This is a genomic window from Nocardia sp. AB354, from assembly GCF_049538315.1.
GTDB classification, from domain to species: Bacteria; Actinomycetota; Actinomycetes; order Mycobacteriales; family Mycobacteriaceae; genus Nocardia; species Nocardia nova.
This window is the reverse complement of the sequence record NZ_JBMVFU010000011.1, coordinates 95,162-116,918: the sequence shown is the minus strand read 5'-3', so window position 1 is coordinate 116,918 and position 21,757 is coordinate 95,162. Positions and strand designations below refer to the sequence as shown.

General features: G+C 69.3%; 21 protein-coding genes. 12 read left to right on the top strand and 9 right to left on the bottom strand.

Features of this window, described 5'->3' with window-relative positions; all coding sequences use genetic code 11:
- Positions 1-16 precede the first annotated feature (16 nt).
- From cobO to ACPCUW_RS17980, 3 genes are all read left to right on the top strand, one after another.
- Positions 17-631 (top strand): cob(I)yrinic acid a,c-diamide adenosyltransferase, encoded by a 615-nt coding sequence (gene cobO, locus ACPCUW_RS17990; protein ID WP_030513141.1) that lies wholly within the window; start codon positions 17-19, stop codon positions 629-631.
- Positions 632-644: 13 nt separating this feature from the next.
- Positions 645-2,270: a cobyrinate a,c-diamide synthase gene (locus tag ACPCUW_RS17985; protein ID WP_423426023.1), complete on the top strand. Its 1,626-nt coding sequence runs from the start codon at positions 645-647 to the stop codon at positions 2,268-2,270.
- A 112-nt stretch (positions 2,271-2,382) separates the two neighbouring features.
- Complete coding sequence (locus ACPCUW_RS17980; RefSeq protein WP_063910789.1) at positions 2,383-2,757, top strand: cobalamin biosynthesis protein; 375 nt, start codon at positions 2,383-2,385, stop codon at positions 2,755-2,757.
- Between the two features lie 111 nt (positions 2,758-2,868).
- Here the strand turns inward: ACPCUW_RS17980 and ACPCUW_RS17975 are convergent, their stop codons facing one another.
- The 3 genes from ACPCUW_RS17975 to ACPCUW_RS17965 form a co-directional block, all read right to left on the bottom strand.
- Positions 2,869-3,378, bottom strand: a complete 510-nt coding sequence (locus ACPCUW_RS17975) for a hypothetical protein (RefSeq protein ID WP_423426022.1) — start codon at positions 3,376-3,378, stop codon at positions 2,869-2,871.
- A 135-nt stretch (positions 3,379-3,513) separates the two neighbouring features.
- Positions 3,514-4,644 carry a hypothetical protein gene (locus ACPCUW_RS17970; RefSeq protein WP_423426020.1) on the bottom strand — a complete coding sequence of 377 codons (1,131 nt, stop codon included), beginning with the start codon at positions 4,642-4,644 and terminating at the stop codon, positions 3,514-3,516.
- Positions 4,641-5,789 (bottom strand): phosphotransferase family protein, encoded by a 1,149-nt coding sequence (locus ACPCUW_RS17965; RefSeq protein WP_423426018.1) that lies wholly within the window; start codon positions 5,787-5,789, stop codon positions 4,641-4,643. The genes ACPCUW_RS17970 and ACPCUW_RS17965 overlap by 4 nt, the downstream gene beginning before the upstream one ends.
- Before the next feature lie 391 nt (positions 5,790-6,180).
- Here ACPCUW_RS17965 and ACPCUW_RS17960 point away from each other — a divergent pair, with 391 nt between their 5' ends.
- Positions 6,181-7,521, top strand: coding sequence for a DoxX family protein (locus ACPCUW_RS17960; protein ID WP_423426135.1), 1,341 nt, complete (start codon positions 6,181-6,183; stop codon positions 7,519-7,521).
- 2 nt (positions 7,522-7,523) lie between these two features.
- On the opposite strand, the gene ACPCUW_RS17955 is transcribed toward ACPCUW_RS17960, so the two are convergent.
- Entirely contained in the window at positions 7,524-8,492 is a 969-nt protein-coding gene (locus tag ACPCUW_RS17955) for a hypothetical protein (RefSeq protein ID WP_423426017.1), read from the bottom strand.
- Between the two features lie 88 nt (positions 8,493-8,580).
- On the opposite strand from ACPCUW_RS17955, the gene ACPCUW_RS17950 reads away from it, so the two are divergent.
- The 4 genes from ACPCUW_RS17950 (at position 8,581) to ACPCUW_RS17935 (ending at position 12,660) form a co-directional block, all read left to right on the top strand.
- Positions 8,581-8,988, top strand: a complete 408-nt coding sequence (locus ACPCUW_RS17950) for a PPOX class F420-dependent oxidoreductase (protein WP_063014887.1) — start codon at positions 8,581-8,583, stop codon at positions 8,986-8,988.
- A 194-nt stretch (positions 8,989-9,182) separates the two neighbouring features.
- Positions 9,183-9,737, top strand: coding sequence for an LGFP repeat-containing protein (locus ACPCUW_RS17945; protein WP_030513149.1), 555 nt, complete (start codon positions 9,183-9,185; stop codon positions 9,735-9,737).
- A 70-nt stretch (positions 9,738-9,807) separates the two neighbouring features.
- Positions 9,808-11,067, top strand: a complete 1,260-nt coding sequence (gene cobA / locus ACPCUW_RS17940; RefSeq protein WP_063014885.1) for a uroporphyrinogen-III C-methyltransferase — start codon at positions 9,808-9,810, stop codon at positions 11,065-11,067.
- A gap of 132 nt (positions 11,068-11,199) precedes the next feature.
- Complete coding sequence (locus ACPCUW_RS17935; RefSeq protein ID WP_423426133.1) at positions 11,200-12,660, top strand: MFS transporter; 1,461 nt, start codon at positions 11,200-11,202, stop codon at positions 12,658-12,660.
- Between the two features lie 25 nt (positions 12,661-12,685).
- Here the strand turns inward: ACPCUW_RS17935 and ACPCUW_RS17930 are convergent, their stop codons facing one another.
- The 3 genes from ACPCUW_RS17930 to yaaA form a co-directional block, all read right to left on the bottom strand.
- Positions 12,686-13,081, bottom strand: a complete 396-nt coding sequence (locus ACPCUW_RS17930; RefSeq protein ID WP_063014881.1) for an ankyrin repeat domain-containing protein — start codon at positions 13,079-13,081, stop codon at positions 12,686-12,688.
- Between the two features lie 80 nt (positions 13,082-13,161).
- A complete protein-coding gene (locus ACPCUW_RS17925) occupies positions 13,162-15,222 on the bottom strand; it encodes a three-helix bundle dimerization domain-containing protein (protein ID WP_423426014.1) in 2,061 nt (686 codons plus the stop codon).
- 213 nt (positions 15,223-15,435) lie between these two features.
- Positions 15,436-16,200: a peroxide stress protein YaaA gene (yaaA, locus tag ACPCUW_RS17920; protein ID WP_305778849.1), complete on the bottom strand. Its 765-nt coding sequence runs from the start codon at positions 16,198-16,200 to the stop codon at positions 15,436-15,438.
- A gap of 58 nt (positions 16,201-16,258) precedes the next feature.
- Between yaaA and ACPCUW_RS17915 the strand changes: the two genes are divergently transcribed.
- Positions 16,259-18,016: a proline--tRNA ligase gene (locus tag ACPCUW_RS17915; protein ID WP_063014876.1), complete on the top strand. Its 1,758-nt coding sequence runs from the start codon at positions 16,259-16,261 to the stop codon at positions 18,014-18,016.
- A gap of 104 nt (positions 18,017-18,120) precedes the next feature.
- Here ACPCUW_RS17915 and ACPCUW_RS17910 read toward each other — a convergent pair whose 3' ends face one another.
- Together ACPCUW_RS17910 and ACPCUW_RS17905 are read right to left on the bottom strand one after the other, a co-directional pair.
- The gene (locus ACPCUW_RS17910; protein ID WP_064903989.1) at positions 18,121-18,552 is read right to left on the bottom strand and encodes a ferritin-like domain-containing protein; all 432 of its coding nucleotides are present in this window, start codon (positions 18,550-18,552) and stop codon (positions 18,121-18,123) included.
- A gap of 70 nt (positions 18,553-18,622) precedes the next feature.
- A complete protein-coding gene (locus tag ACPCUW_RS17905; RefSeq protein ID WP_227463062.1) occupies positions 18,623-19,162 on the bottom strand; it encodes a hypothetical protein in 540 nt (179 codons plus the stop codon).
- Between the two features lie 404 nt (positions 19,163-19,566).
- Here ACPCUW_RS17905 and rimP point away from each other — a divergent pair, with 404 nt between their 5' ends.
- The 3 genes from rimP (at position 19,567) to ACPCUW_RS17890 (ending at position 21,689) form a co-directional block, all read left to right on the top strand.
- The gene (gene rimP, locus ACPCUW_RS17900; RefSeq protein ID WP_305778846.1) at positions 19,567-20,220 is read left to right on the top strand and encodes a ribosome maturation factor RimP; all 654 of its coding nucleotides are present in this window, start codon (positions 19,567-19,569) and stop codon (positions 20,218-20,220) included.
- Positions 20,217-21,245, top strand: a complete 1,029-nt coding sequence (gene nusA / locus ACPCUW_RS17895; protein ID WP_063014867.1) for a transcription termination factor NusA — start codon at positions 20,217-20,219, stop codon at positions 21,243-21,245. The genes rimP and nusA overlap by 4 nt, the downstream gene beginning before the upstream one ends.
- A gap of 63 nt (positions 21,246-21,308) precedes the next feature.
- Positions 21,309-21,689 carry a YlxR family protein gene (locus ACPCUW_RS17890; protein ID WP_423426011.1) on the top strand — a complete coding sequence of 127 codons (381 nt, stop codon included), beginning with the start codon at positions 21,309-21,311 and terminating at the stop codon, positions 21,687-21,689.
- Positions 21,690-21,757 lie beyond the last annotated feature (68 nt).

Sequence of the window (21,757 nt, the reverse complement as noted above, 5' to 3'; positions counted from 1 at the left end):
CCAGGAGGATGCAGCGATGCCGAAGGGCGTTCCGGAGACGATTCCCGACGACGGGCTGACCACTCGCCAGCGGCGTAATCAGCCGGTGCTCGCCGTGCATACCGGGCCCGGCAAGGGGAAGTCGACCGCGGCGTTCGGGATGGCGCTGCGGGCCTGGAACCAGGGTTTCGATATCGCGGTCTTCCAGTTCGTGAAGAGCGCGAAGTGGAAGGTCGGCGAGGAGGCCGCCTTCCGCACCCTGGGTCGGCTGCACGAGGAGACCGGCACCGGTGGTCCGGTGGAATGGCACAAGATGGGCGAGGGCTGGTCGTGGACCCGCAAACAGGGCAGCGAGGACGACCATGCCGCGGCGGCCCTGGCCGGCTGGCGGGAGATCGCGCGCCGGCTGGCCGCCGAACAGCACCGCTTCTACGTGCTCGACGAGTTCACCTATCCGCTGAAATGGGGGTGGGTGGACGTCGACGAGGTGGTCGAGACGCTGCGGAACCGGCCCGGCAATCAGCACGTGGTGATCACCGGCCGCGACGCACCGCAGGCGCTGGTCGACGCGGCGGATCTGGTCACGGAGATGAGCAAGGTGAAACATCCGATGGACGCCGGGCGCAAGGGCCAGCGAGGTATCGAGTGGTGACGGCGGCCGGCCGATGACCACTCCGGCCGTGGTGATCGCCGCGCCCGCCTCGGGCAGCGGAAAGACCACGCTGGCAACCGGTTTGATCGGAGCGCTGCGCCGCGCCGGACATCGCGTCGCGCCGTTCAAGGTGGGGCCCGACTACATCGATCCGGGCTATCACGGCCTGGCGGCCGGGCGGCCGGGACGCAACCTGGATCCGGTTCTCGTCGGTGCCGAGCGGGTGGTGCCGCTGTACCGGCACGGCAGCGCGGGCTGCGACCTGGCCGTGGTCGAGGGCGTGATGGGCCTGTTCGACGGCCGGATCGACGCCGAGAACCCCGCCCCCATCGCCGAGGGCTCGACCGCGCAGGTCGCCGCGCTGCTCGGCGCGCCGGTGCTGCTGGTCGTCGACGCGCGCGGCCACAGTCAGAGCCTGGCCGCCCTGCTGCACGGTTTCGCGACCTACGACAGCGGTATCCGGCTCGGCGGCGTGATCCTCAACCGTGTCGGCAGTCCGCGCCACGAACAGGTGCTACGCGGCGCCTGCGCCCGGGTCGGCCTTCCGGTGCTGGGCGCACTGCCGCGAATGGACGAATTATCGGTTCCCGCACGGCATCTCGGGCTCGTCCCGGCGGTCGAGCACGGCTCCGCGGCGCATGCGGCGGTCGAGGCCATGACCGAACTGGTCGGCGCGCACATCGATGTGGGCGCGGTCGCGCGACTGGCCGCGGCCGACGTGGACGGGCCCGCGTGGGATCCGATCGGCGAAGTCGCGGCGGCCCCGCACCTACAGTGGCGGGGTCCGGGCGTGAGCCGGACCGCCCTCGACGGCCCGGAGCCGGGCGAGGACACCGGCCGCGCCGGATCAACGCTGCCCTTTGACAGCACGGCGCGTCCGGCCGGCAGGTCTGACAGCTCGGCGCCTGAGATCGGCACGTCGCGGATCTCGGCGGAGACGGCGGGGCAGCAAGAGTCGGGCGAGCCGGAGACGCCGATACCGATGTCCGCCTCGGGCGGCGGAGTGCGAGAGCCCGCGCCGATCATCGCGATGGCGGGCGGCCCGGCGTTCACCTTCGGCTACGCCGAACATCGGGAACTGCTGGTGGCGGCCGGAGCGCGGGTCGCGGTCTTCGATCCGTTGCACGAGCAATTGCCCTTGGGGACAGGCGGTTTGGTCCTGCCCGGTGGCTTCCCCGAGGAGCATGCCGCCGATCTGGCCGCGAATACGCCACTGCTGACCGCGGTCGCCGAGGCCGCCGCCCGAGGCATGCCGATTCATGCCGAATGCGCGGGCCTGCTCTATCTGACCCGCTCGCTGGACGGCCACCGCATGGCCGGAGTCCTTGACGCCACCGCCGAATTCGGACCGCGCCTGACCCTCGGCTACCGGGATGCGGTGGCATTGGCCGATTCGGTGCTGTGGCGCACGGGAGAACGCGTGCGCGGCCACGAATTCCACCGCACCCGCTTGGTCAGCACGGGATCGCACCCACCCGCCTGGGGATGGCGCACCGACGACGCCGCGGTCCGGGAAGGTGCGGTGGCCCACCAGGTGCATGCGTCCTATCTGCACACTCATCCCGCCGGAAACCCCACGGCCACAGTTCGTTTCGTCGCGATATGCGAACAGTTCGACGCGGCGCACGCCGGCGTGTGACGGCGATGGGCGAGTTCCCGGCCGAACGAGCCGCCGGCGGACCGCTGTATCCGGCGTCGCGGCGTGCCGGGCGGGTCGACGATCATTGCGGCGGCCGGGCGAGGGGGCCCCGATGAGCGAGGCGGTGGTCGTGGGTTTGGGGGCGCGGCCGGATCCCACAGCGGAAGCCATTGTGGCGGCCGTGCGGAAAGTTCTGGGGAACAGCACGATTCGATGCCTGGCGACGATCGATCGGCGGGCGGAGGAGCCGGGAACCGTCGCGGCCGCCGCCGCATTCGGGGTGCCGGTGATCGGATTCGGTGCGGACGAACTGGCCCGGGTCGACGTCCCCCATCCGGGTCACCGCGCGGCGGTCGCGATCGGCACGCCCAGTGTCGCCGAAGCGGCCGCGCTTCTCGCGTGGCGCCGCTGGGGAGGGCGCGGGCGGCTGATCGTGCCCAAGACGGTCGTCGGCACGATCACGGTCGCTGTCGCCGAGCAAGTATGAACACGGGCCCGGCCGTTGCGGCCCCGCGAGCAGGCTCCGACGACGCTCGGCCGAATCCCAAAAGGTGCGGATTCGGCCGAGTGGTCGCGAAAGCTGTTGTCCGGAAGTGCGTTACACGCAGGCACCGCCGAGGGCCGCCGTCGTGACGATGGTGTATCCGGCGACCGGTGACAGTTCCGGCAGGCCGTCGTAGTACACCGCGCTGACGACGTGCTCGCCCGGCCGGTCGGGCACCCAGCCGATGCTGGCGACCCCGTTGACCACCGGCGCGGTGCCGACGATATTGCCGCTGATCCCGGAAAGGTGACTGAAGAAGTCGACGTTGCCGTGGGTGACGGGGCTGCCGTCGGGGTTGCGTACCGTCGCCACCGCGTTTTGGGCGCAGCCCACCAGCGCGCCGCTGACCGGGCTCAGCGCCGACCCGGACATCGATACCGAGATCGTGGGCGCCACCGTCGCACCGGCCGGGGCCGCTCCCACGACCGGAAGCAGCGCGCCCATCAGCGCACCGGCGGCCAGGACCAACCCGGCACGCGTACGTGCGCGCCACGCCCGCCCGGAAGACAGCGCCGGGCCCGGGAAATCCTGGGAGGAACCACGCGAAACACGGAATCCGCTCATCGTGCCTGCCTCTCGCTGTGCCGTCCCGGGCCGACGGCCCGGCGTCGATCCGTCGGAGGGTACCTGAGATCCAGCTCACATCGGATACGCCACGCGGAGCTGCCCCGACATTGCGGTACGCGGAGCGGACGCGAGTTACGGCGCGACCGAGGTCCAATCGGCGAAGCCGGTGGGGTCGTGACGGCCGAGGCTGCCGTGTTCGAACAGTCCCCAGCCCTCGGCGTCGCCGCACCGTGCCTGTCCGACGTGGTCGATCACACCCCACGGAATGCGCCCGGCCACCGCCGGATCCGTCAGGTCGTAGCTGCTGCTCGACGACCAGTCGCGGCCCTTCCACTGGCCGTGCAGCCAATCCGGATCGCCGCCGTAGCCGCAGCCGATATGCAGCGGAATGCAGGTGTGGGCGCGGACCTCCACGGTGAGCGGCGAGCCGTCGCCGGCGGTCATATCGAGCCGCGCGGACACCGGAATGCGTGTGCCGGAACGGTATTCGATATGCACGCGGGGCCAGCCGAGCTGTTCGACCCGCCCGTCCGGCCACACCCGCACGGCATCGTTGAGGGTGCGGAAGCCGTCCGGATTCTCCTGCACGATCACCACGATCGCGAAGTCGTCGAAGCGCAGCGGAACATACAGCCACCAGAATCCGGCCGCCGGTTCGCTCGCATCGCGCCCGGGTGGTTCGGTCTCACCGACCGGCCGGATACCCCAGGACCGGTCGCGGGTCCCCATCCAGACGTCGGGGTCCGCGGCGATGTCGTCGCCGTCGACCTGCAAGGTCCCCGACCAGGAGCCGACCTGGGCGAACCGGGAGGCGTCGATGATCGGCCGGCTGCCGGTGTGGATGAGATGCGGCTGCTCCTGGACGGCGGGGAACGAACCGTCCCAGGTGAGGTCGAAGGACAGGTCCTCGTGCTCGCAGATCACCCGGACGCGCCGCAGCGGTTCGATCACCTCGATGCGATAGCCGCCGACGCTCATGTTCAGGTCCCGCGGCGGCAGCGCGTCCGAGAACCGGACCGTCCGCAGGACATCGCCACGGCGCACCGCGGCGTAGGCGTCGATCACGCCGAGATTCGGATAGACGCCGAAGCCGGTGACCAGCATCGTGCCGCCGCTGCGGTCGTGAGCGTTGAAGTAGCTGCGGTCGTAGAAGTTACGGTCGGTGGTGGCCGCGCGGGCCAGCGACAGCGGTGTCTGGTGCACCGGATATTCGTCCAGCGGAACCGGCGCCTGCTGAGCCGGATGTCCGTCGATGCCTGTCATCGGTCTCCTCGATCCCACTGGTAGGTGCCGTCGAGCAGGGCCTCGAGGGCCGCTCGGTGCATCACGTAATCGTCCCGGTCGTCGGTGTCGGTGTCCTCGCCGAAGTGGATCATCCGCCGTTTGATGCGCGCCATCACGATGCCGTGCCGCAGCGCGGCGTAGACCAGGTACCACTCCAGATCCCGCAGACGGTGGCCGGTGAGCTCCTCGTAGCGCGCGACCACGTCGTCGCGGCGCAGATAGTCGGGCAGTCCGGGCTGGTCGAAGCGGGTGGCGATGTCCTGGAAGAAGCGATGGATGAAGATCAGCCACGCCACGTCGAGTTCCCGCGGGCCGAGCGTGGCCATCTCCCAGTCCAGGACCGCGACCGGGTCGAATTCGTTGAAGATGATGTTGCCCGGCCGGGCGTCGCCCCAGTTCAGTACGTCGGGCCCCGGATCGGCGGGCCAGTGCTGTTCGAGCCAGTCGAAACCGCGCTCCAGCAACGGGATTCGATAGCCGTCGTCGGCGAGCGCCCACCGGTACCAGTGGCGCTGGGCGTCGAAATGCCGGCGCAGCGACGAGCCCGCGCCGGCCAGGGCGGGGAATGTCGCGGCCGGGTCGGCGATGGCGTGGACCCTCGCGATGATGTCGACCGTGGCGTGGGTGATCCGCATCCGCTGCTGTGGCGTGGCGTCGAAGACCCAGCCGACGAACACGTACGGCGGATTGTCCTCCGGAATCCGCCCGTTGATCCGCTCCATCACGAAAAACGGTGTGCCGAGCACGGATTCGTCCGGCTCGAACCAGCACAGTCGCGGCACCGGCACATCGCTGTGCGCGCCGACGCCGGCCATCACCGCGTACTGGGTGTCGAGGTCGTAGGTCTCGAAGACCGGGAACGAGCCCTCCTCGGGTGGCATCCGTGCGACGTAGGAGCCGGTCTCCGTGCGGCCGTCGCGCTCCCAGCTAGCCTCGAACATCACCGAGGAGCTGGACATGCCGCCCGCCTGCGGCCGCGACAGCCCCGTGACCACCGGCGCGGTGGTGCCGGTGAGCTTGCCGGCCAGCCACCGGGTGAGTCGCTCGGCGAGGTCGTCGAGATCGCGAGCGCTGGTGGTCAGCTGCCGCCGCTGCCCGGGGTCGGTATCGGATTCGCCCGACATTGCGGACCTCCTGACGGGATGAAAATGTCTGTGCGCCAACTCTTTACGCACCGGCACGGCAATATCCGGCCCGGTGCGGGAGGCGTGTGGATGAAATGTAACGCGTTCTAATGCGCGGTGGCGCGAAATCGGCGGCGAATTTTTCGCCGTTCCGCTGACCGGGACCCGGTTTGCCCGCAGTGCGCGCGAACGGTGCGGGGACCACCAACCCTGACCTCAGTGCTGCCACGTACGCCGCGCGGAGTACCGCCGAATCGGGGTCCGGCCCTGAGGACTTTCGCCGCAGGCCCTCGTAACGTCGGACACCGATCCGCGCACCCCGGTCGCTTCGGCGCCGGCGGCACTGCCTGTGCGCCGGAGCATCCGGGGAGAGGAGTGGGTAGTGAGTGTCATGGTGGCGCAGGCCGAACCGCCGCAGCTGGAGCACGAATCCGAGACGGCGGCGAGCTGGAAACCGCTCACCCGGCTGGCCTTTCGGTTCACGTTCCTGTACTTCGGGTTGTTCTGCCTGATCTATCCGCAGATCGTCTTCGCCTTCACCGGCTGGTTCGGCCGCTGGCTCGACGCCGACGCGGTGCTGTGGCAACCACGCTTGCTGCGCCCGGTGCTGGAGTGGGTGGGGCGCACGGTCTTCGGAGTGCATCCGGTGCTGAGTCCCAACGGCAGCGGTGATCAGACGATTCTGTGGGTGCTGGTGTTCTGCATCCTGGTCGTCGCCCTCGCGGGCACGCTGATCTGGACGTTGCTGGACCGCCGTCGCACCGATTACCGGCGCCTGGCCGGCTGGTTCCTGCTGTTCCTCCGGTTGTGTGTGGCCGGTCAGATGCTCAACTACGGGTTCGCCAAGGTCATCCCCACCCAGATGCCCGAACCGATGCTGTCGACGTTGCTCGAGCCGTACGGCAATCTGACTCCGATGGGGGTGCTGTGGAATCAGGTCGGGATGAGCCCGGCCTACGAGATCCTGCTCGGTTCCGCGGAATTGCTGGCCGGGATATTGCTGTTCGTTCCGCGCACGGCGACGGTGGGCGCGATGCTGACGCTGGTGAGCATGGCGCAGGTCTTCGTGCTCAACATGACCTTCGACGTGCCGGTCAAGATCCTGTCCGGACATCTGATGCTGATGTCGATGGTGTTGCTCGCGCCGCAGGCGCGGCGGCTACTGGATGTGCTGGTACTCGATCGCCCGGTCGCGAGCTCGACGGCGCCGTACCCGTTCCGCACCCGCCGGGCACGATGGATCGCGGCGCTGGTGCAGGTCGGCGTCGGGGTCTGGGTGGCGGTGGCCCTGACCCACGTGAGCCTGCAGTTGTGGGACGAGGGTCCGGGCCGGACGAAACCGCCGCTGTACGGCATCTGGCAGGTCGACGAATTCAGTCGCGACGGGCAGCCGGTTCCGCCGCTGCTCACGGACCCGGACCGGTGGCAGCGCGCGGTATTCGACCTCGCCGGCGTCATGCAGTATCAGCGGATGGACGGGACGCTGGTGCCCATGCAGGTGCGGGTCGACACCGGCGCACATCGCCTGGACCTGCATGCCGTGCCCGCTACCGCGGGGCACTCCGTGACCGCCGGCGGCTTCGCGTACGACCAGCAGGGCCCGGACCGGCTGCGTTTCACCGGAGAACTGGACGGACATCCGGTGACGGTGACCTTCCGGCGTCAGGACCCGGACGCCTTCCCGCAGCGCAGCCGCGGCTTCCACTGGATCCAGGACGCGCCCGGGGAGTGAGGTCAGCCGGCCGCGGCGCCGATCTGGTTGGCCCAGTGCGGATTCGGGGCGTAGAACTCCCCGGTGCCGGGGGCGAAGGCGGCCGCCGCCCCGGCGCATCCCCACAGCCGGGCCACCAGCCACGCGGTCGGATAGCCGAGATAGCCGTATACGCCGTCGGTACACGGCGACGAGGCCCGGGCGCAGTCCGGTTGCCCTTGGACATCGTTGTGATTGGGGCCGACCAAGGTGCCCCACACCTTCGTCACCGATCCGGGGGTGGCCTCGTAGTAGTCCTGGTTGGACTGCAGGCCCGGAAGTGCCCACAGCTTCTGCGAGGGGGAGATCAGCGCGTCGTCGGAGCCGTTGACGAAGAACACCGAACCGCCGCCGAGGCGGCGAGTGTCGGTGCAGCTCAATCTGTTCGAGCAGAACGACTGGGCGGGCAACTCGATCGGCACGGCGGTGCGAATCAGCCCGCCGGAATCGATCATCGCGTTGAGCACCCCGGTGGCACCTTGGGAATGACCGACGGCGCCGATCGCCGAGGTGTCGAGCCGATCGTGGAACACGCTCGCCGGATCGGCGGCCCGCTCGACGAGGTATCGCGCCGCCCCGGCGATATCGACCCCCGTGCCGGTACTGCGATTCTCGGTCGCGATCACCACGAACCCCCACGAGGCCAGATGCCGCAGCAGACGGGCGTACTGGCGAGGTTGGGCGGCCGTGCCGTTACCCCAGGTGATGATCGGATGACGGGGGCCACGTGCGGCCACATCGGTCGGATACCAGATGTCGTAGGCGGCGCCGGTGCTGTCGCAGCAGCCGAATTCGTAGTGCTCGGTGACCTGCCACGGGCCGGGTTCCAGGTAGCGGGCCTCGGTCGGGCCGCTCGCGCGGTAGGGGTCGGCCGCGTACGCGGTGGCGGCCACCGCGGCGGCGACCGCGACCGTCACCAGCACCGTCAGAACCTGCAGCACCGCTCGTCGCATGTTCGCAGCATAGAACCGTGCCGAACACACCGTGACGGAACGACGGCCGGTGGGAATGAGTGTGCGTGGCAGCGGGTTGTGCCGTGGCATGGGTGTAGAACTCTCCGACGACCTGAAGAAGATCCTCGACGACACAAAGGTTTTCGCCACGCTCGCGACGATCGGCCGCGACGGGCAGCCGCATCTGACCGTCACCTGGCTGCTGCGGGAGGGGGAGGAGTTGGTGTACTCCACCACCGTGTCGCGTCAGCAGTACAAGAACGTGGTGCGCGACCCGCGGGTGACGATCATGATCAACCCGCCGGACAATCCGTACGTCTACGCCGAGATCCGCGGCACCGCCACCGTCGTCCCCGATCCGGAGAAGGCTCTGCCCGATCGGCTGTCGGTGAAATACACCGGCCTGCCCTATATCGAATTCAATCCCGCCTCCGTCGACGACGCCGAGCGAGTGGTCGTGCGGGTGACCCCGGAACGGATCAACGGCCGGCTCTGATGCGACCGAATTCACCTCGTGTGATTTTGTGAGATGAGTCTCGACTGTGATACGGCGAGCGTTGCAGAGCCGGTGTAACCCCTGCAGGATGGCGGGAGCGGCAGCTTCCGTCGCACCAACTTCGCAGGTAGAGGGAGTTTCTCTTGGCTTCGTCAGGTCGCAGACAGAGTAGACGCACAACTCGCCGGTCCGGGATGCGCGCGGCAGCCGCGGGTGCCGCCGCACTGGCGTTGCTCACCGGCACGGGTGCCGGTGTCGCCGCCGCCCGTCCGGTCGGCGCGTTCGATGTCGGCGGGGCTATCGAGAAGGAATACGACCGCGCCGGCGGCGGCGCCTTCTTCGGCAACCCGACCGGACCGGAATCCGACGCCAACGGCGGCAAATTCCAGGTGTTCGACCGCGGCTGCTCGATCTACTGGTCCGTGGGTACCGACGCCCATGCGATCTGCGGCCTGATCCGCGACAAATGGGGTTCGATGGGCTGGGAGAACAGCGCCCTCGGCTTCCCGCTCACCGACGAGGCCCAGGCCGGCAAGGACGGCAAGGCCCGCTTCAACCAATTCCCCGGCGGCGTGATCTTCTGGTCGGCGAGTACCGGCGCGCACCCGGTCTGGGGTTCGATCCTCGGCATCTGGAACGGCAACAACGCCGACCGCGGCCGTTACGGCCTGCCCACCAGCGACGAGTACGACTACAACGGCGGCAAGGCCCAGGATTTCCAGGGCGGCCGGATCACCTGGAAGCCCTGATCTTCCGGGCCTGCGACGTCGCGACGGGTGATTGCGGAGTTCACCCGGCCACGCCGTAGGCTGAAACCTTGTGCCGAATACGACAGACGACCAGCAATCCGGTGACCCGAACTATGTCGTCGGGCTCGATCTGGCCGGCCGCCGCGTCGTCGTCGTGGGCGGCGGCTCGGTAGCCCAGCGCCGGCTCGGACTGCTCATCGCGAGCGGAGCCGATATCGAGGTAATCAGCCGGACGGTCACTCCCGCGGTGGAGGCGATGGCCACCTCCGGTCAATTGCGCATCTCCCAGCGGGCCTACGCCGACGGTGATCTCGACGGCGCGTGGTACGCGATCGCCTGCACCGACGAGCCCGAGACCAATGCTGCCGTGGTCGAGGAGGCCACCCGCCGCCGCATCTTCTGCGTGCGCGCCGACAATGCCCGGCTCGGCACCGCGGTGACTCCGGCCAGCGCCCGTTACGACGGGCTGACGCTCGCGGTGCTGGCCAGTGGACGGCACCGTCGTTCGGCCGCGGTGCGGACCGCGCTGCTGGAAGCCCTGCAATCGGGCGTGGTCATCGACGACTCCGAGCCCGTGGCGCCGGGTGTCGCGCTGGTCGGCGGCGGGCCGGGCGACCCCGATCTGATCACCGTGCGTGGCCGCCGGCTGCTGGCCCGCGCCGATCTGGTCGTCGCCGACCGGCTGGCGCCGCCGGAACTGCTGGCCGAACTCGGACCGCATGTGGAGGTCGTCGACGCGGCGAAGATCCCGTACGGCCGGGCGATGGCGCAGGAGGCGATCAACACCGCCCTCGTCGAGGGCGCCAAGGCCGGCAAATTCGTGGTCCGGCTCAAGGGCGGCGACCCGTACGTATTCGGCCGCGGCTACGAGGAACTCGAGGCGTGCGTGGACGCCGGGGTCCCGGTGACCGTGGTTCCCGGTGTCACCTCCGCGATCTCGGTGCCGGCGCTGGCCGGCATTCCGGTGACCCACCGCGGTGTCACCCACGAATTCGTGGTGGTGAGTGGGCACATTCCGCCCGATCACCCGGATTCGCTGGTGGACTGGCCGGCCCTGGCCCGGTTGCGCGGCACCCTCGTGCTGCTGATGGGGGTGGAACGCATCGAGAAGTTCGCCGCCGCACTCGTCGACGGTGGCCGCGCCGCCGATACGCCCGTCACCGTCGTGCAGGAGGGCAGCCTGCGCACGCAGCGGATCGTGCGCGCGGATCTGTCCACGGTCGCCGAACGCGTCCGCGCCGAGGGCATCCGGCCGCCGGCGATCATCGTCGTCGGCCCGACCGCGGGCTTCACCGCGGGCGCGCCGGATGCCGTCGAGCAGGCCGGTTAGGCCCGCGGTGCGTGCCCGGGACAGGGGCACAGCCCGCTCGAGCGACCCGCGGAAAGCGCAAGTACGCGTTGGGCTGGCCGGTGCCGATATCCGTTACAGTGAGTCACTGTGCTCGATAACCCCGCTGCGACGATGCAATATCCGGTGACGAAGCGGGCCTTCGGGCTGCCGATCCTGGTCCTGTCCGGCCTGCAGTTGATGGTCGTGCTGGACGGCACGGTCGTAATCCTGGCGCTGCCGGCCCTGCAACGCCATCTTGGCCTGACCAGTTCCGGCAGTGCGTGGACGGTGACCGCCTACGGCCTCACCTACGGCGGGCTGATGCTGCTCGGTGGGCGCCTCGGCGACTCGTTCGGTCGCAAAAAGATGCTGCTGCTCGGTGTTTCGTTCTTCACCCTCGCCTCACTGCTGTGTGGGCTGGCGCAGAACGAGGCCATGTTGATCGGCGCGCGGGCCCTGCAGGGCACCGGCGCCGCGATCGCCGCACCCGTGGCGATGGCGCTGGTGGTCAGTACCTTCGCGCCCGGACCGCCGCGCAATCAGGCGATCGCCATCTTCGGGTCGATGATGGGCGTGGGTTCGGTCGGCGGTCTCGTCGTCGGTGGCGCCCTCGCCGAATGGAACTGGCGGCTGATCTTCCTGATCAACGTGCCGATCGGACTGTTGATCATCCTGGGCGCGGCGTTCCAGCTGCACGATTCGGCCCACCATCGACTGCCCCTGGACGTGCGCGGTGCCTTCCTCGGCACCCTGGGCTGCGTCGGTGTGGTGTTCGGCGCGACCGAGGGCCCCGATCTCGGCTGGACCAGCCTGTATGTCGTCGGCGCGCTGATCGCCGGATTGCTGCTGCTGGTGGCGTTCGTGCTGGCCGAACGGTCCGCCGTCAATCCGCTGCTGCCGCTCACCCTCTTCCGCGATCGTGACCGCTCGATCACGTTCATCGCCCTGCTGCTGGGCTCCGGCGTCCTCGGCGCGATGACCTATTTCGTCGCGCAGTTCCTGCAGAACGTCGTCGGCTACAGCCCGCTCGTCGCCGGTCTGGCCTCGATCCCGTTCACGATCGGCGCCGGCATCGGCACCGGCGTGGCGTCCAAGGCCGCGTTGATGATCCGGCCGCGGTGGCTGCTCGCCGGTGCGGCGGCGGTGCTGGCCGGGGCCCTGTTCTTCGGCTCCACCCTGGATCGCTACGTCGAATATCTGCCGACGCTGCTGGTGCTGCTGGCGGTGGTCGGTATGGCGATCGGTTTCGTGATCGTGGTCGGGCCGCTGTGCCTGCTGGTGGGCGTACCGGTGAACGAGGTCGGCCCGCTGTCGGCGATCGGCCAGATGATCCTCACCCTCGGCACCCCGTTCGCGGTCGGCCTGCTGACACCGCTGGCGGCCTCGCGCACGCTCTCACTCGGCGGCCGGACCGATCGGACCTCGAATCTGACGCCCACCGAGGTGGCGGCGCTGTCCAGCGGTTACACCTTCGTGTTGCTCATCTGCGCTATCGGTGCCGTGATCATCGGGCTGCTGGTGCTGACTCTGCGCTACACGCCGCAACAACTCGCCCAAGCCCAGCACGCGCAGGAGGAAGCGCAGCAGGTGTAGCCGTCTCGGCGGCGGCGCGCGCGTCTCAGCGGCGATCGAACAGTTCCAGTAATTCGGTCCTGCCGAAGACGGTCGCCGATTCCCGAGCCGACGGTGTGCCCGCGTCCGGATCGGCTCCGGCCGCCAGCAGGGCCTTCAGGATGTCGTCCTCGCCTTTGAACACCGCTCCCGCGGCCGGGGTCTGGCCGCGGTCGTTGGCGCGATCGGGGTCCGCGCCGCGTTCGAGCAGTGCTGTCACGGCCGCCTGCTGCCCGTGGTAGGCGGCCAGCATCAGCAAGGTGTCGCCCTTGTCGTTGCACAGATTCACCGGGACGCCCGCGTCGATATACGCCGCGAGCGTCGCGGCTTCGCCCGTGCGGGCCAGCTCGAAGAGCTTGGTCGCGAGTTCGACCAGGTCGGGATCCACGCCATCGGTAGCCACGGGCCATTACTACCACGGCGGGGCGACGGTCCGGCGAAGCGGCGACCTGCCTTTCGATCGGCCCGGCGCGCGGTGCGCGATCAGTTGTAGGAGCGCGCGACCCCGTCGAGAAGGTGTTCCAGGGTGTCGTAGGTCGGAGTGTCGACGACGTCGACCACATCCGGGGCGACCGGAATGTGGTGTTCGGCGGTGACGGCGCTGAACTGGGACGGATCGGCGGTGCGGAAGCCGTGCTCGGCGGCCAGGCGCTGCAGTTCGGGATCGGTGCTCAGCAGCTGTCCGACCCGGTCGCCGGTAGTGGTCAGCGGGACCAGCGTGTGCCGGGACAGGACCGTCGGAGACGGGTACAGCATCACCGCGTCGGCGGGCAGCTTGCCGGCGACGGCGGCCTCCACGAATTGCGATTCGTAGCCCCACACCATGGGCGTGGGACCCATTCCCGCAGTGAGGTATTCGCCGAACGGACCCGCGCTGGAATTCTCGGTGTACCCCTGTTTGGTGAACAGCCGCGACACCTTCGACAGCACGAAATTCTCGGCGGCCGGACCCTGCACGATCGCGTCGTCGTTGGCGACGTAGGCGGCCACCGCCAGATACATCGCCGCCGAATTGGAGGTCCGCGGATCGGTGGTCGAGATCAACACGTTCTTGCGCACCGGATAGGAGGTATTGGCCTCCAGCTGATCCCACTGGGTGCCCTGCTGCGTGAGATCGAGATACCGCCGCATATCGAAGGCGGGCACAGTCCCCGGACGGGCGATTCCCGCGCGGGCGAGCAGGTCCACGATCGGCCGGAAACTGGCGACCACCATCGGCGAGGAGAACGGCGTGTATTTCGCGGTGATCCCGCGTTCGCGCTGAATTCGTTCGGCGGCCAGGCTGCTCGACGGAAAGGCGAAGTCGTCACCGTCCAGCTTCACCGACGTCGCGATCTGCCGCGATCCGGCCGGGTCCACCTCCAGCCGAATTCCTCTGTGCGCCAGTGCGTCCACCACGCGGGGATCGGTGAAGAAGCCCATCTTCTCCGACCCGACCACGCCGTGCGCGGTGATCAGCGCGGGAGCCGGGGTGGGGGAGCCGCTGTCGCCGCCGCGAAAGCCGAAGGCCACAACGAGCGCGACGACTACGACGACCACCGCGGCGGCTACGGCCAGGACCCGTGGCTGTCGCAATGCGGTTACCAGGCCCGCTGTGGCCGCTCCCCTGGAGGCTGGGCTCGTCGCGGCCGCGCGCTCCGGTTCCGGTTCTGCTGCAGCGTCACTCGCGGACGGTGTGGCGGCCACGATCTCAGGTTTCGTCGGTTCGACGGGGGAGTAGCCGGGTGCGACGGCAGCCTCAGCGGCTGCGGCGGGAAGCGAATCGCGTTGGCCTGTACTGCCTTCGATGACGTCGGCGTCTGGCAGGTCGGCGTCTGCGTCTCCGCTGTCGGCGGATGCGGGGCGATCGGTACCCGGCGCGGGCTGCTGGGAGCCGGTCGCGTCGGCGACCGAGGACTCGGCGCGGGATTCGGCGGCGGGGTCGCCGCTGTGTGCGATGTCGCCGGGGCGCGGCGAATCTGCCGCGCCGGGTGCGGGTTCCGAGGCACCGGCGTCTTCCGCGACGGTTTGGGTCGCCGATTCCGCGACGGCGCTCGGGACGTGATCGACGGGCGCGGGCATGTCATCGGCAGACGCGGCGTCGGCGGGCGCGGAGGTCGCGTCGGCGGGCGCGGGCGCGTCATCGGCGGGCGCAGGCGCGACTTCGGTAGGCGCAGGCGCGGTGTCGGTAGGCGCAGGCGCGGTGTCGGTAGGCGCAGGCGCGGTGTCGGTAGGCGCGACTTCGGTGGGCGCGGCGTCGGTGGCGTCCCCCTCGATCGAGGGCGCCGACACCCGCTCCGGAACAACCGGCGCATCCGCGTAGTCGAGTTCGTGCGAACGGTCGTCGGCCTTGGGCTGCGGTGGGGTGTGCTGCAATTCGCGGCGCACGATGCGTTCCACCAGAATCGGCACGAAATCGCGGACGGCGTGGCCGTCGAAGCGACGGCGCACCTGGCCGACCATTTCCTCTACCAATTCCGGGGAATGGCTGCTGCCGTAATGGCCGACCAGCCGATCGGTCAACTGACGCAGTGCCTTTTCTTCACGGTCGGTGGCGTCACCCACGCCGAACTCCTCGCCCAATCGCATCCCAACGGCAGCGGTCGGCCGGCCGCGCCGGAAATTACGATAGCGAGCCAGAATGCCCGTTCCGTGCCACCGTGTTTCGGCCCGATGACGATGAAATGCGCTGGTGGAGGGGTATTTTCCGGCGATTGTTCCCGTGGCTGGGCAGGCGCTATTCGGCTCGAATTACGTCGGCGGTCACCGAGAATTCACTCACGTGAGGACCAGCAGTTCGCTCGACGACGCGATTTCCACACGCAGCCCGGCCTTTTCGGCGATCCGCGCCAGTGCGCGGATATCGCCGGGCTCGGCGCGAGTCGACACCAGGGCCCGTGCCAGCAGCCCCTTGTGATGCTTGTTGAAATGACTCACCACCGTGCGGCTGCCGTCCGGGCGTTCGGTCAGTACGGTCGCGGTCACCGCGCCGGGCAGCCGCCCCAATTGCTGATAGGTCCCCGAACGGAGGTCGACGACCAGCTGACCGGCCGTCGCCTCCCGCAATGCCGGGGCCAGCACCGGTTTCCACAACGAGGCCAGCGTCGGCAGGCCCGGCAGTTTCGAACCGCCCGACAGCCGATACCCCGGAATCGCATCCCCCGCGTGCACGATCCCGAACAGCGCCGAGCCGATCGCCAGCCGCGCCTCGGCGCGAGCGCGCTGCGTCTTGGTCAGCGAACCGGCGTCGAGCGCGTCGTAGAGCACGCCGGTGTAGCGCCGCAGCGCCGGTGCGGTCGCGGCGGTCCGCAGCGTCGCGTTGCGGGCGAGCGCGGTCTGCAAACCTTCCGCGCCCGCGCCGGTCGCCTTTCCCAGACCCAATGCCACCCGTGCCGCCTCCGGGTTCGCGGACAATTCGATCAGCTCGGTGATCAGCTTGTCCCGCATCGCGGTGAGCTGCGGTAACCATAGGGAATCCAGATCGAGCGGACCGAGATTTCCGCCGTCGGACTTGGTTTCGGAAGGAGGCAGAATCACCAGCACGAGCCGATACGGTAATGCCCTGCAGGCATCCACGCAGCAGCGGCTAGTCTGTGCATCCGTGATCACCCGTCTCTCGCACCTGTTCCTGCGCACCCTGCGCGACGATCCCGCCGACGCCGAGGTGCCCAGCCACAAACTTCTGGTCCGCGCCGGATATGTGCGCCGGATCGCGCCGGGCGTCTATTCGTGGTTGCCGCTGGGTTTGAAGGTGCTGCGCAAGATCGAGGACGTGGTGCGCCAGGAGATGGACGCGATCGGCGGCCAGGAGATTTCGCTGCCCGCGCTGCTGCCACGCGAGCCGTACGAAACCACCAACCGCTGGACCGAATACGGCGACAGCCTTTTCCGCCTGCAGGACCGCAAGGGAGCCGACATGCTGCTCGGACCCACCCACGAGGAATTGTTCGCCCTGACGGTCAAGGGTGAATACAACTCCTACAAGGATCTGCCGGTCACGCTCTACCAGATTCAGACCAAATACCGCGACGAGGAACGGCCGCGCGCCGGAATTCTGCGCGGACGCGAATTCGTCATGAAGGACTCGTACTCCTTCGATCTGGACGAGGACGGCCTGAAGGCCAGCTATGCCGCACACCGCCAGGCATATCAGCGGATGTTCGCCCGGCTCGGGATCGAATACGTGATCGTCGCCGCCACCTCCGGCGCGATGGGCGGCAGCGCCTCGGAAGAATTCCTGGCCAGCAGCCCGATCGGCGAGGACACCTACGTGACCTGCCGCGAATCGGGATACGCGGCCAATGTGGAGGCCGTGGTGACGCCCGCGCCGCCGGAGATCCCGATCGAGGGGCAGCCGGCCGCCGTCGTGCACGACACGCCGGGCACGCCGACCATCGCGTCCCTGGTCGACTGGGCCAACGACGCCGGTATCGCCGAACGGTACGGCCGCCCGGTGACCGCCGCCGACACGCTCAAGAACGTCATGGTGAAGCTGCGCCACCCCGACGGCAAATCCGAGATCGTCGGCATCGGCGTGCCCGGTGACCGCGAGGTCGACGCCAAGCGGCTGGGCGCGAGTCTCGAGCCCGCCGAGGTGGAATTGCTCACCGACGAGGACTTCGCCGCCAATCCGTTCCTGGTGAAGGGATACATCGGCCCGAAGGCGCTGCTGGACAACGGTGTTCGCTATCTCGTCGACCCGCGCGTGGTGACCGGCACGTCGTGGATCACCGGCGCCGATGCCTCCGGCAAACATGTCGTGGGACTCGTGGCGGGCCGCGATTTCACCCCCGACGGCACGATCGAGGCCGCCGAGGTGCGCGACGGCGACCCCTCGCCCGACGGCCGCGGTGTGCTGCACTCGGCGCGCGGTATCGAGATCGCGCACATCTTCCAGCTCGGCTACAAGTACACCGACGCCTTCGAGGTGGATGTGCTCGGTGAGAACGGCAAACCGGTCCGGCTCGTCCAGGGTTCCTACGGGGTCGGCGTCTCCCGGATGGTCGCGGTGATCGCGGAGCAGATGCACGACGAGAAGGGGCTGCGCTGGCCGGCCGAGGTCGCCCCCTTCGATGTGCACGTCGTCATCGCCAACAAGGACGAGGCGGCCCGCACCGGCGCCGAAGAGGTCGTCGCCGGTCTGGACGCCCAGGGCGTGGACGTCCTGTTCGACGACCGCACCGCCTCACCCGGCGTCAAGTTCAAGGATGCCGAATTGCTCGGCATGCCTTGGGTTCTCGTCATCGGCCGGGGCTGGGCGGACGGCAAGGTGGAGCTGCGTAACCGCTTCACCGGCGAATCCGAGGACATCCCGGCGGACGCGGCCGTCGATACCGTGCTCGCGAAGATTCGCGGCTGATCGCCCGAGTGCACCCGGTCGCTGCGACCGGGTGCATCCGGCCGGCGACCCGCGCTACGGCAACGGAAGGCAGGACCTACCGGTGTTCAGGCCGCTGCTCGGGCTCAGGGCTGGCCCGGGAACGGTGTGGTCGCGGGATTCACGCCCAGAATCGACTGCCAGGTGGCCAGGCGGACGGCGCATTCGGTGAGGGCCTCGATGCCGATGCGGCGGCGATCCGGGGTGGTGGAGTGTTCCACAACCGCGCGCCAGGCCACCGCCGCGTCGGTCTCCACGGTGACGGCGAGTTTGGCCGCCGGGATGGGATCGTCGACCGGAAACGGCGGGGTGTAGGCGGCGGCGGGCGCCGGAACACTCGCACCGGCCGCCTTCAGTGCGTCGACGGTGGCGTCGCGGCGGGCACGGTGGGCCGCGGTGAACTCGGCGACGACCTTCGCGCGCTCCGGAGACGCGTAGGCCGCGATGAGGCCGTAGGCGTAGACCGCGGTGTATTCGGCGTTCAGCGCATCGAGCAGTGCCTGCTGATCGGTACTCACGCTGTGTCCTTTCCGGCGTGTGCGGGGCGCTGCGTGGTGACGCTGCGCTGCTGCCTGCGCGCCTGACCGCTCACGCCGGCACCACCGCCACGTGGGCGCCGCAGCAGGCACTGATCGAGGCGAGCAGGCCGGCGCGATATCCGGACAGGGTCGCGGCCAGCTCGGCCGCGGAGTGCTGGGAGTCCGTCAGCCGGGCCCGCAGCGCGGCGACGCTCGGCGGTGGGGTGGGGGCGGGCGGTTCGGCGACGGGGGGAGTCGCGGACTTCGGCTTGGTGCCGTCGCCGTATACGCCTACCGCGCGGTCGATTTCGGTGCGCAGCGCGTCGGCGTGCTGGGCGCGCTGGGCGGCGACGACGGTCAGCGCGGCGGTGTGCTCCGGTGCGGCGGCGATGGCCGCCTTCGCCCACACGGCGTCCGTACGCGCCGATTCCTCCTGCGACACAAGCACATCCGGTACCGACGGCTTGTCGTCCGAACAGGCCGCGACCGCACTCACGGCGACGAGCGCGACCACGCCACCTCCGGCCGAGCGCAACAGCGAGCGGCGGTCGAGGCGTGGGGGAACGGTCCGATCCGGCGGCACCGGAATCACATCGAGACGGCTGGGCACGCCTACATCGTGCCAGTGATCATCACGCGCCCTCGCGCCCAGCCCGCCGACATGCCTCGCTCGCGCTCGTTCGCGGCCGGGCCGGTCGTCCGTCCGCCCTGCTGAGCCCGGGTGACACCGGCGGTGCACGCCCGCGCGTCGCCGGCGGACCCGCCGAGGGATGCTTCCGGACGGACGCGCTGGGGCGGGGCGGCCGCTCCGTTCCGGCGCACCCGAGACCCTCCGGCGGACCGTGGGCGCGCAGCAGAACCCCACCCGGGCCGACTCGACCGGGTTGGCTGGTCCTTTACACTCTTGCAGCGCGTTACGCTAGACCTCCGGCGGAACAATCCGCGGGACATGCGCGCCGACCATGCCGTACCAGGACCAATACCGCGTCACAACTGAACCAGGAGCCGCCCCATATGCCGATGCCGACCGAGGAAAGGGTGAGCCAGCTCGTTGCTGGGCTCGTCGAACGCCGAGGGCTCGACCTCGAGGGCGTGCACATCACGGCCGCGGGCGGGCCGCAGGCGCGGGTGACGGTGACTGTCGACGGCGACGAGACCGTCGATCTGGACACGATCGCGGAAGTCAGTTCCGAGATCTCGGAAGTGCTCGACGACGCCGCCGATCTCGGCGAAACCCCCTATCTGCTGGAAGTCACCACTCCGGGTGTCGACCGCCCGCTGACCGCCCCGCGCCACTGGCGACGGGCTCGCGGCCGCAAGGTGCGGGTGCGGATGCGGCCGGGCGCGCAGGCCCCCGAGGGCGCGTCCACCTTCGACGCCCGCGTCGGCGCGAGCACCGACACCGACGTGGCCCTGGTGCTGGGCGGTAAGCGCGCGCCCCGCCGGGTGAGCGTGACGCTGGCGGATATCGAATCCGCGGTCGTCCAGGTGGAGTTCTCCCCACCCGGTGCGGCGGAAATGGAACTGGCCGGGGGTGTGGCCGCGGGCCGCCCGGAACCGGGCGCCACCGATCAGGCCGTCGATCCGGCCGCATCCGCCGCCGGGGGAGAACACGCCGCCCGGGGAGAACACACAGAAGTTGCGCCGACCGAAGGGATCGTGGAATGAACATCGAAATCGAAGCCCTGCGTGCGATCGTCGCCGATAAGGGAATCTCGATGGAGACAGTGCTCTCCGCGATCGAGTCGGCTCTGCTGACCGCCTATCGGCACACCGAGGGCCACGAGCCCAACGCACGCATCGACATCAATCAGAAGACCGGCGTGGTGCGGGTGATGGCCACCGAGACCGATGCCGACGGCAATGTCGTCTCCGAATGGGACGACACCCCGGAGGGCTTCGGCCGCATCGCCGCCACCACCGCCCGCCAGGTGGTGCTGCAGCGTCTGCGCGACGCCGAGAACGAGAAATCCTTCGGTGAGTTCTCGACCCACGAGGGCGATATCGTCGGCGGCGTCGTCCAGCGCGATGCCCGGATGAACGCCCGCGGCACGGTCGTGGTGCGCATCGGCAGCGAGGCCAGCGGCGCCGAGGGCCTGATCCCCCCGGCCGAGCAGGTACCCGGCGAGACCTACGAGCACGGCGATCGCATCAAGTGCTACGTCTACGGCGTCTCCCGGGGCGCGCGCGGCCCGCAGATCACGCTCTCGCGCACCCACCCGAATCTGGTGCGCCGGCTGTTCGCGCTCGAGGTGCCCGAGATCGCCGACGGTTCGGTGGAGATCGTCGCCGTAGCCCGCGAGGCCGGCCACCGCTCCAAGATCGCGGTGCGCTCCACGGTGCCCGGGGTGAACGCCAAGGGCGCGTGCATCGGCCCGATGGGCCAGCGGGTGCGCAACGTGATGAGCGAGCTGGCGGGCGAGAAGATCGACATCATCGACTGGGCCGAGGATCCGGCCGCCTTCGTCGGGAATGCACTGAGCCCGTCGAAGGTTGTCTCGGTCACGATCGTCGATCCGGAGGCTCGTGCCGCCCGGGTCGTGGTCCCCGATTTCCAGCTGTCGCTGGCGATCGGCAAGGAAGGTCAGAACGCCCGGTTGGCCGCGCGATTGACCGGTTGGCGCATCGATATCCGCTCCGACGCCGCCCCCGACGTGGCCGGATCGCAGCGGCCGCACGCCCAGCACGGGTAGGCCGCAGCGAGACGGCAGTGCGAGTGCGGGGGTCAACGAGGGGCTGGATGCGGAGATCGGGACATGGCAGCGGTACAGTGGACACAGGCTCAGCGCGAGTCTTCGGTATCCGCACTTTCCGCCCAGGTCGGTGCTCGGGTGAAAACCCGAATTCCCGGCCCGGTCCGGACCTGTGTCGGATGCCGGAAACGCGAGCTGGCCGCCGATCTGTTGCGGGTCGTGGCGCAATCGCCCGGCAGCGCTCCCGACAGGGACGCCGTCGTCGCGATCGTTCCCGATCCGCGGCGCAGACTTCCCGGGAGGGGTGCCTGGTTGCACCCCGTTTCGGCTTGTCTGAGCATGGCAGAGCGGCGCCGAGCGTTCGGCAGAGCGCTACGAGTGTCCGGAAAACTGGATATCTCAGCCCTGGAGCACTACGTCGAGAACAGGCACGAGCACTCATGAGCACACCGTGAAGTACCAACGATGAACGGCCATCGAAGATAACCCGAGGTCGTGCGGGCGTCCTGACC

Coding starts and splice junctions, on each gene's coding strand:
- cobO (WP_030513141.1), top strand. CDS start 17: ATGCCGAAGGGCGTTCCGGAGACGATTCCCGACGACGGGCTGACCACT.
- ACPCUW_RS17985 (WP_423426023.1), top strand. CDS start 645: ATGACCACTCCGGCCGTGGTGATCGCCGCGCCCGCCTCGGGCAGCGGA.
- ACPCUW_RS17980 (WP_063910789.1), top strand. CDS start 2,383: ATGAGCGAGGCGGTGGTCGTGGGTTTGGGGGCGCGGCCGGATCCCACA.
- ACPCUW_RS17975 (WP_423426022.1), bottom strand. CDS start 3,378: ATGAGCGGATTCCGTGTTTCGCGTGGTTCCTCCCAGGATTTCCCGGGC.
- ACPCUW_RS17970 (WP_423426020.1), bottom strand. CDS start 4,644: ATGACAGGCATCGACGGACATCCGGCTCAGCAGGCGCCGGTTCCGCTG.
- ACPCUW_RS17965 (WP_423426018.1), bottom strand. CDS start 5,789: ATGTCGGGCGAATCCGATACCGACCCCGGGCAGCGGCGGCAGCTGACC.
- ACPCUW_RS17960 (WP_423426135.1), top strand. CDS start 6,181: ATGGTGGCGCAGGCCGAACCGCCGCAGCTGGAGCACGAATCCGAGACG.
- ACPCUW_RS17955 (WP_423426017.1), bottom strand. CDS start 8,492: ATGCGACGAGCGGTGCTGCAGGTTCTGACGGTGCTGGTGACGGTCGCG.
- ACPCUW_RS17950 (WP_063014887.1), top strand. CDS start 8,581: ATGGGTGTAGAACTCTCCGACGACCTGAAGAAGATCCTCGACGACACA.
- ACPCUW_RS17945 (WP_030513149.1), top strand. CDS start 9,183: ATGCGCGCGGCAGCCGCGGGTGCCGCCGCACTGGCGTTGCTCACCGGC.
- ACPCUW_RS17935 (WP_423426133.1), top strand. CDS start 11,200: ATGCAATATCCGGTGACGAAGCGGGCCTTCGGGCTGCCGATCCTGGTC.
- rimP (WP_305778846.1), top strand. CDS start 19,567: ATGCCGATGCCGACCGAGGAAAGGGTGAGCCAGCTCGTTGCTGGGCTC.
- nusA (WP_063014867.1), top strand. CDS start 20,217: ATGAACATCGAAATCGAAGCCCTGCGTGCGATCGTCGCCGATAAGGGA.
- ACPCUW_RS17890 (WP_423426011.1), top strand. CDS start 21,309: ATGGCAGCGGTACAGTGGACACAGGCTCAGCGCGAGTCTTCGGTATCC.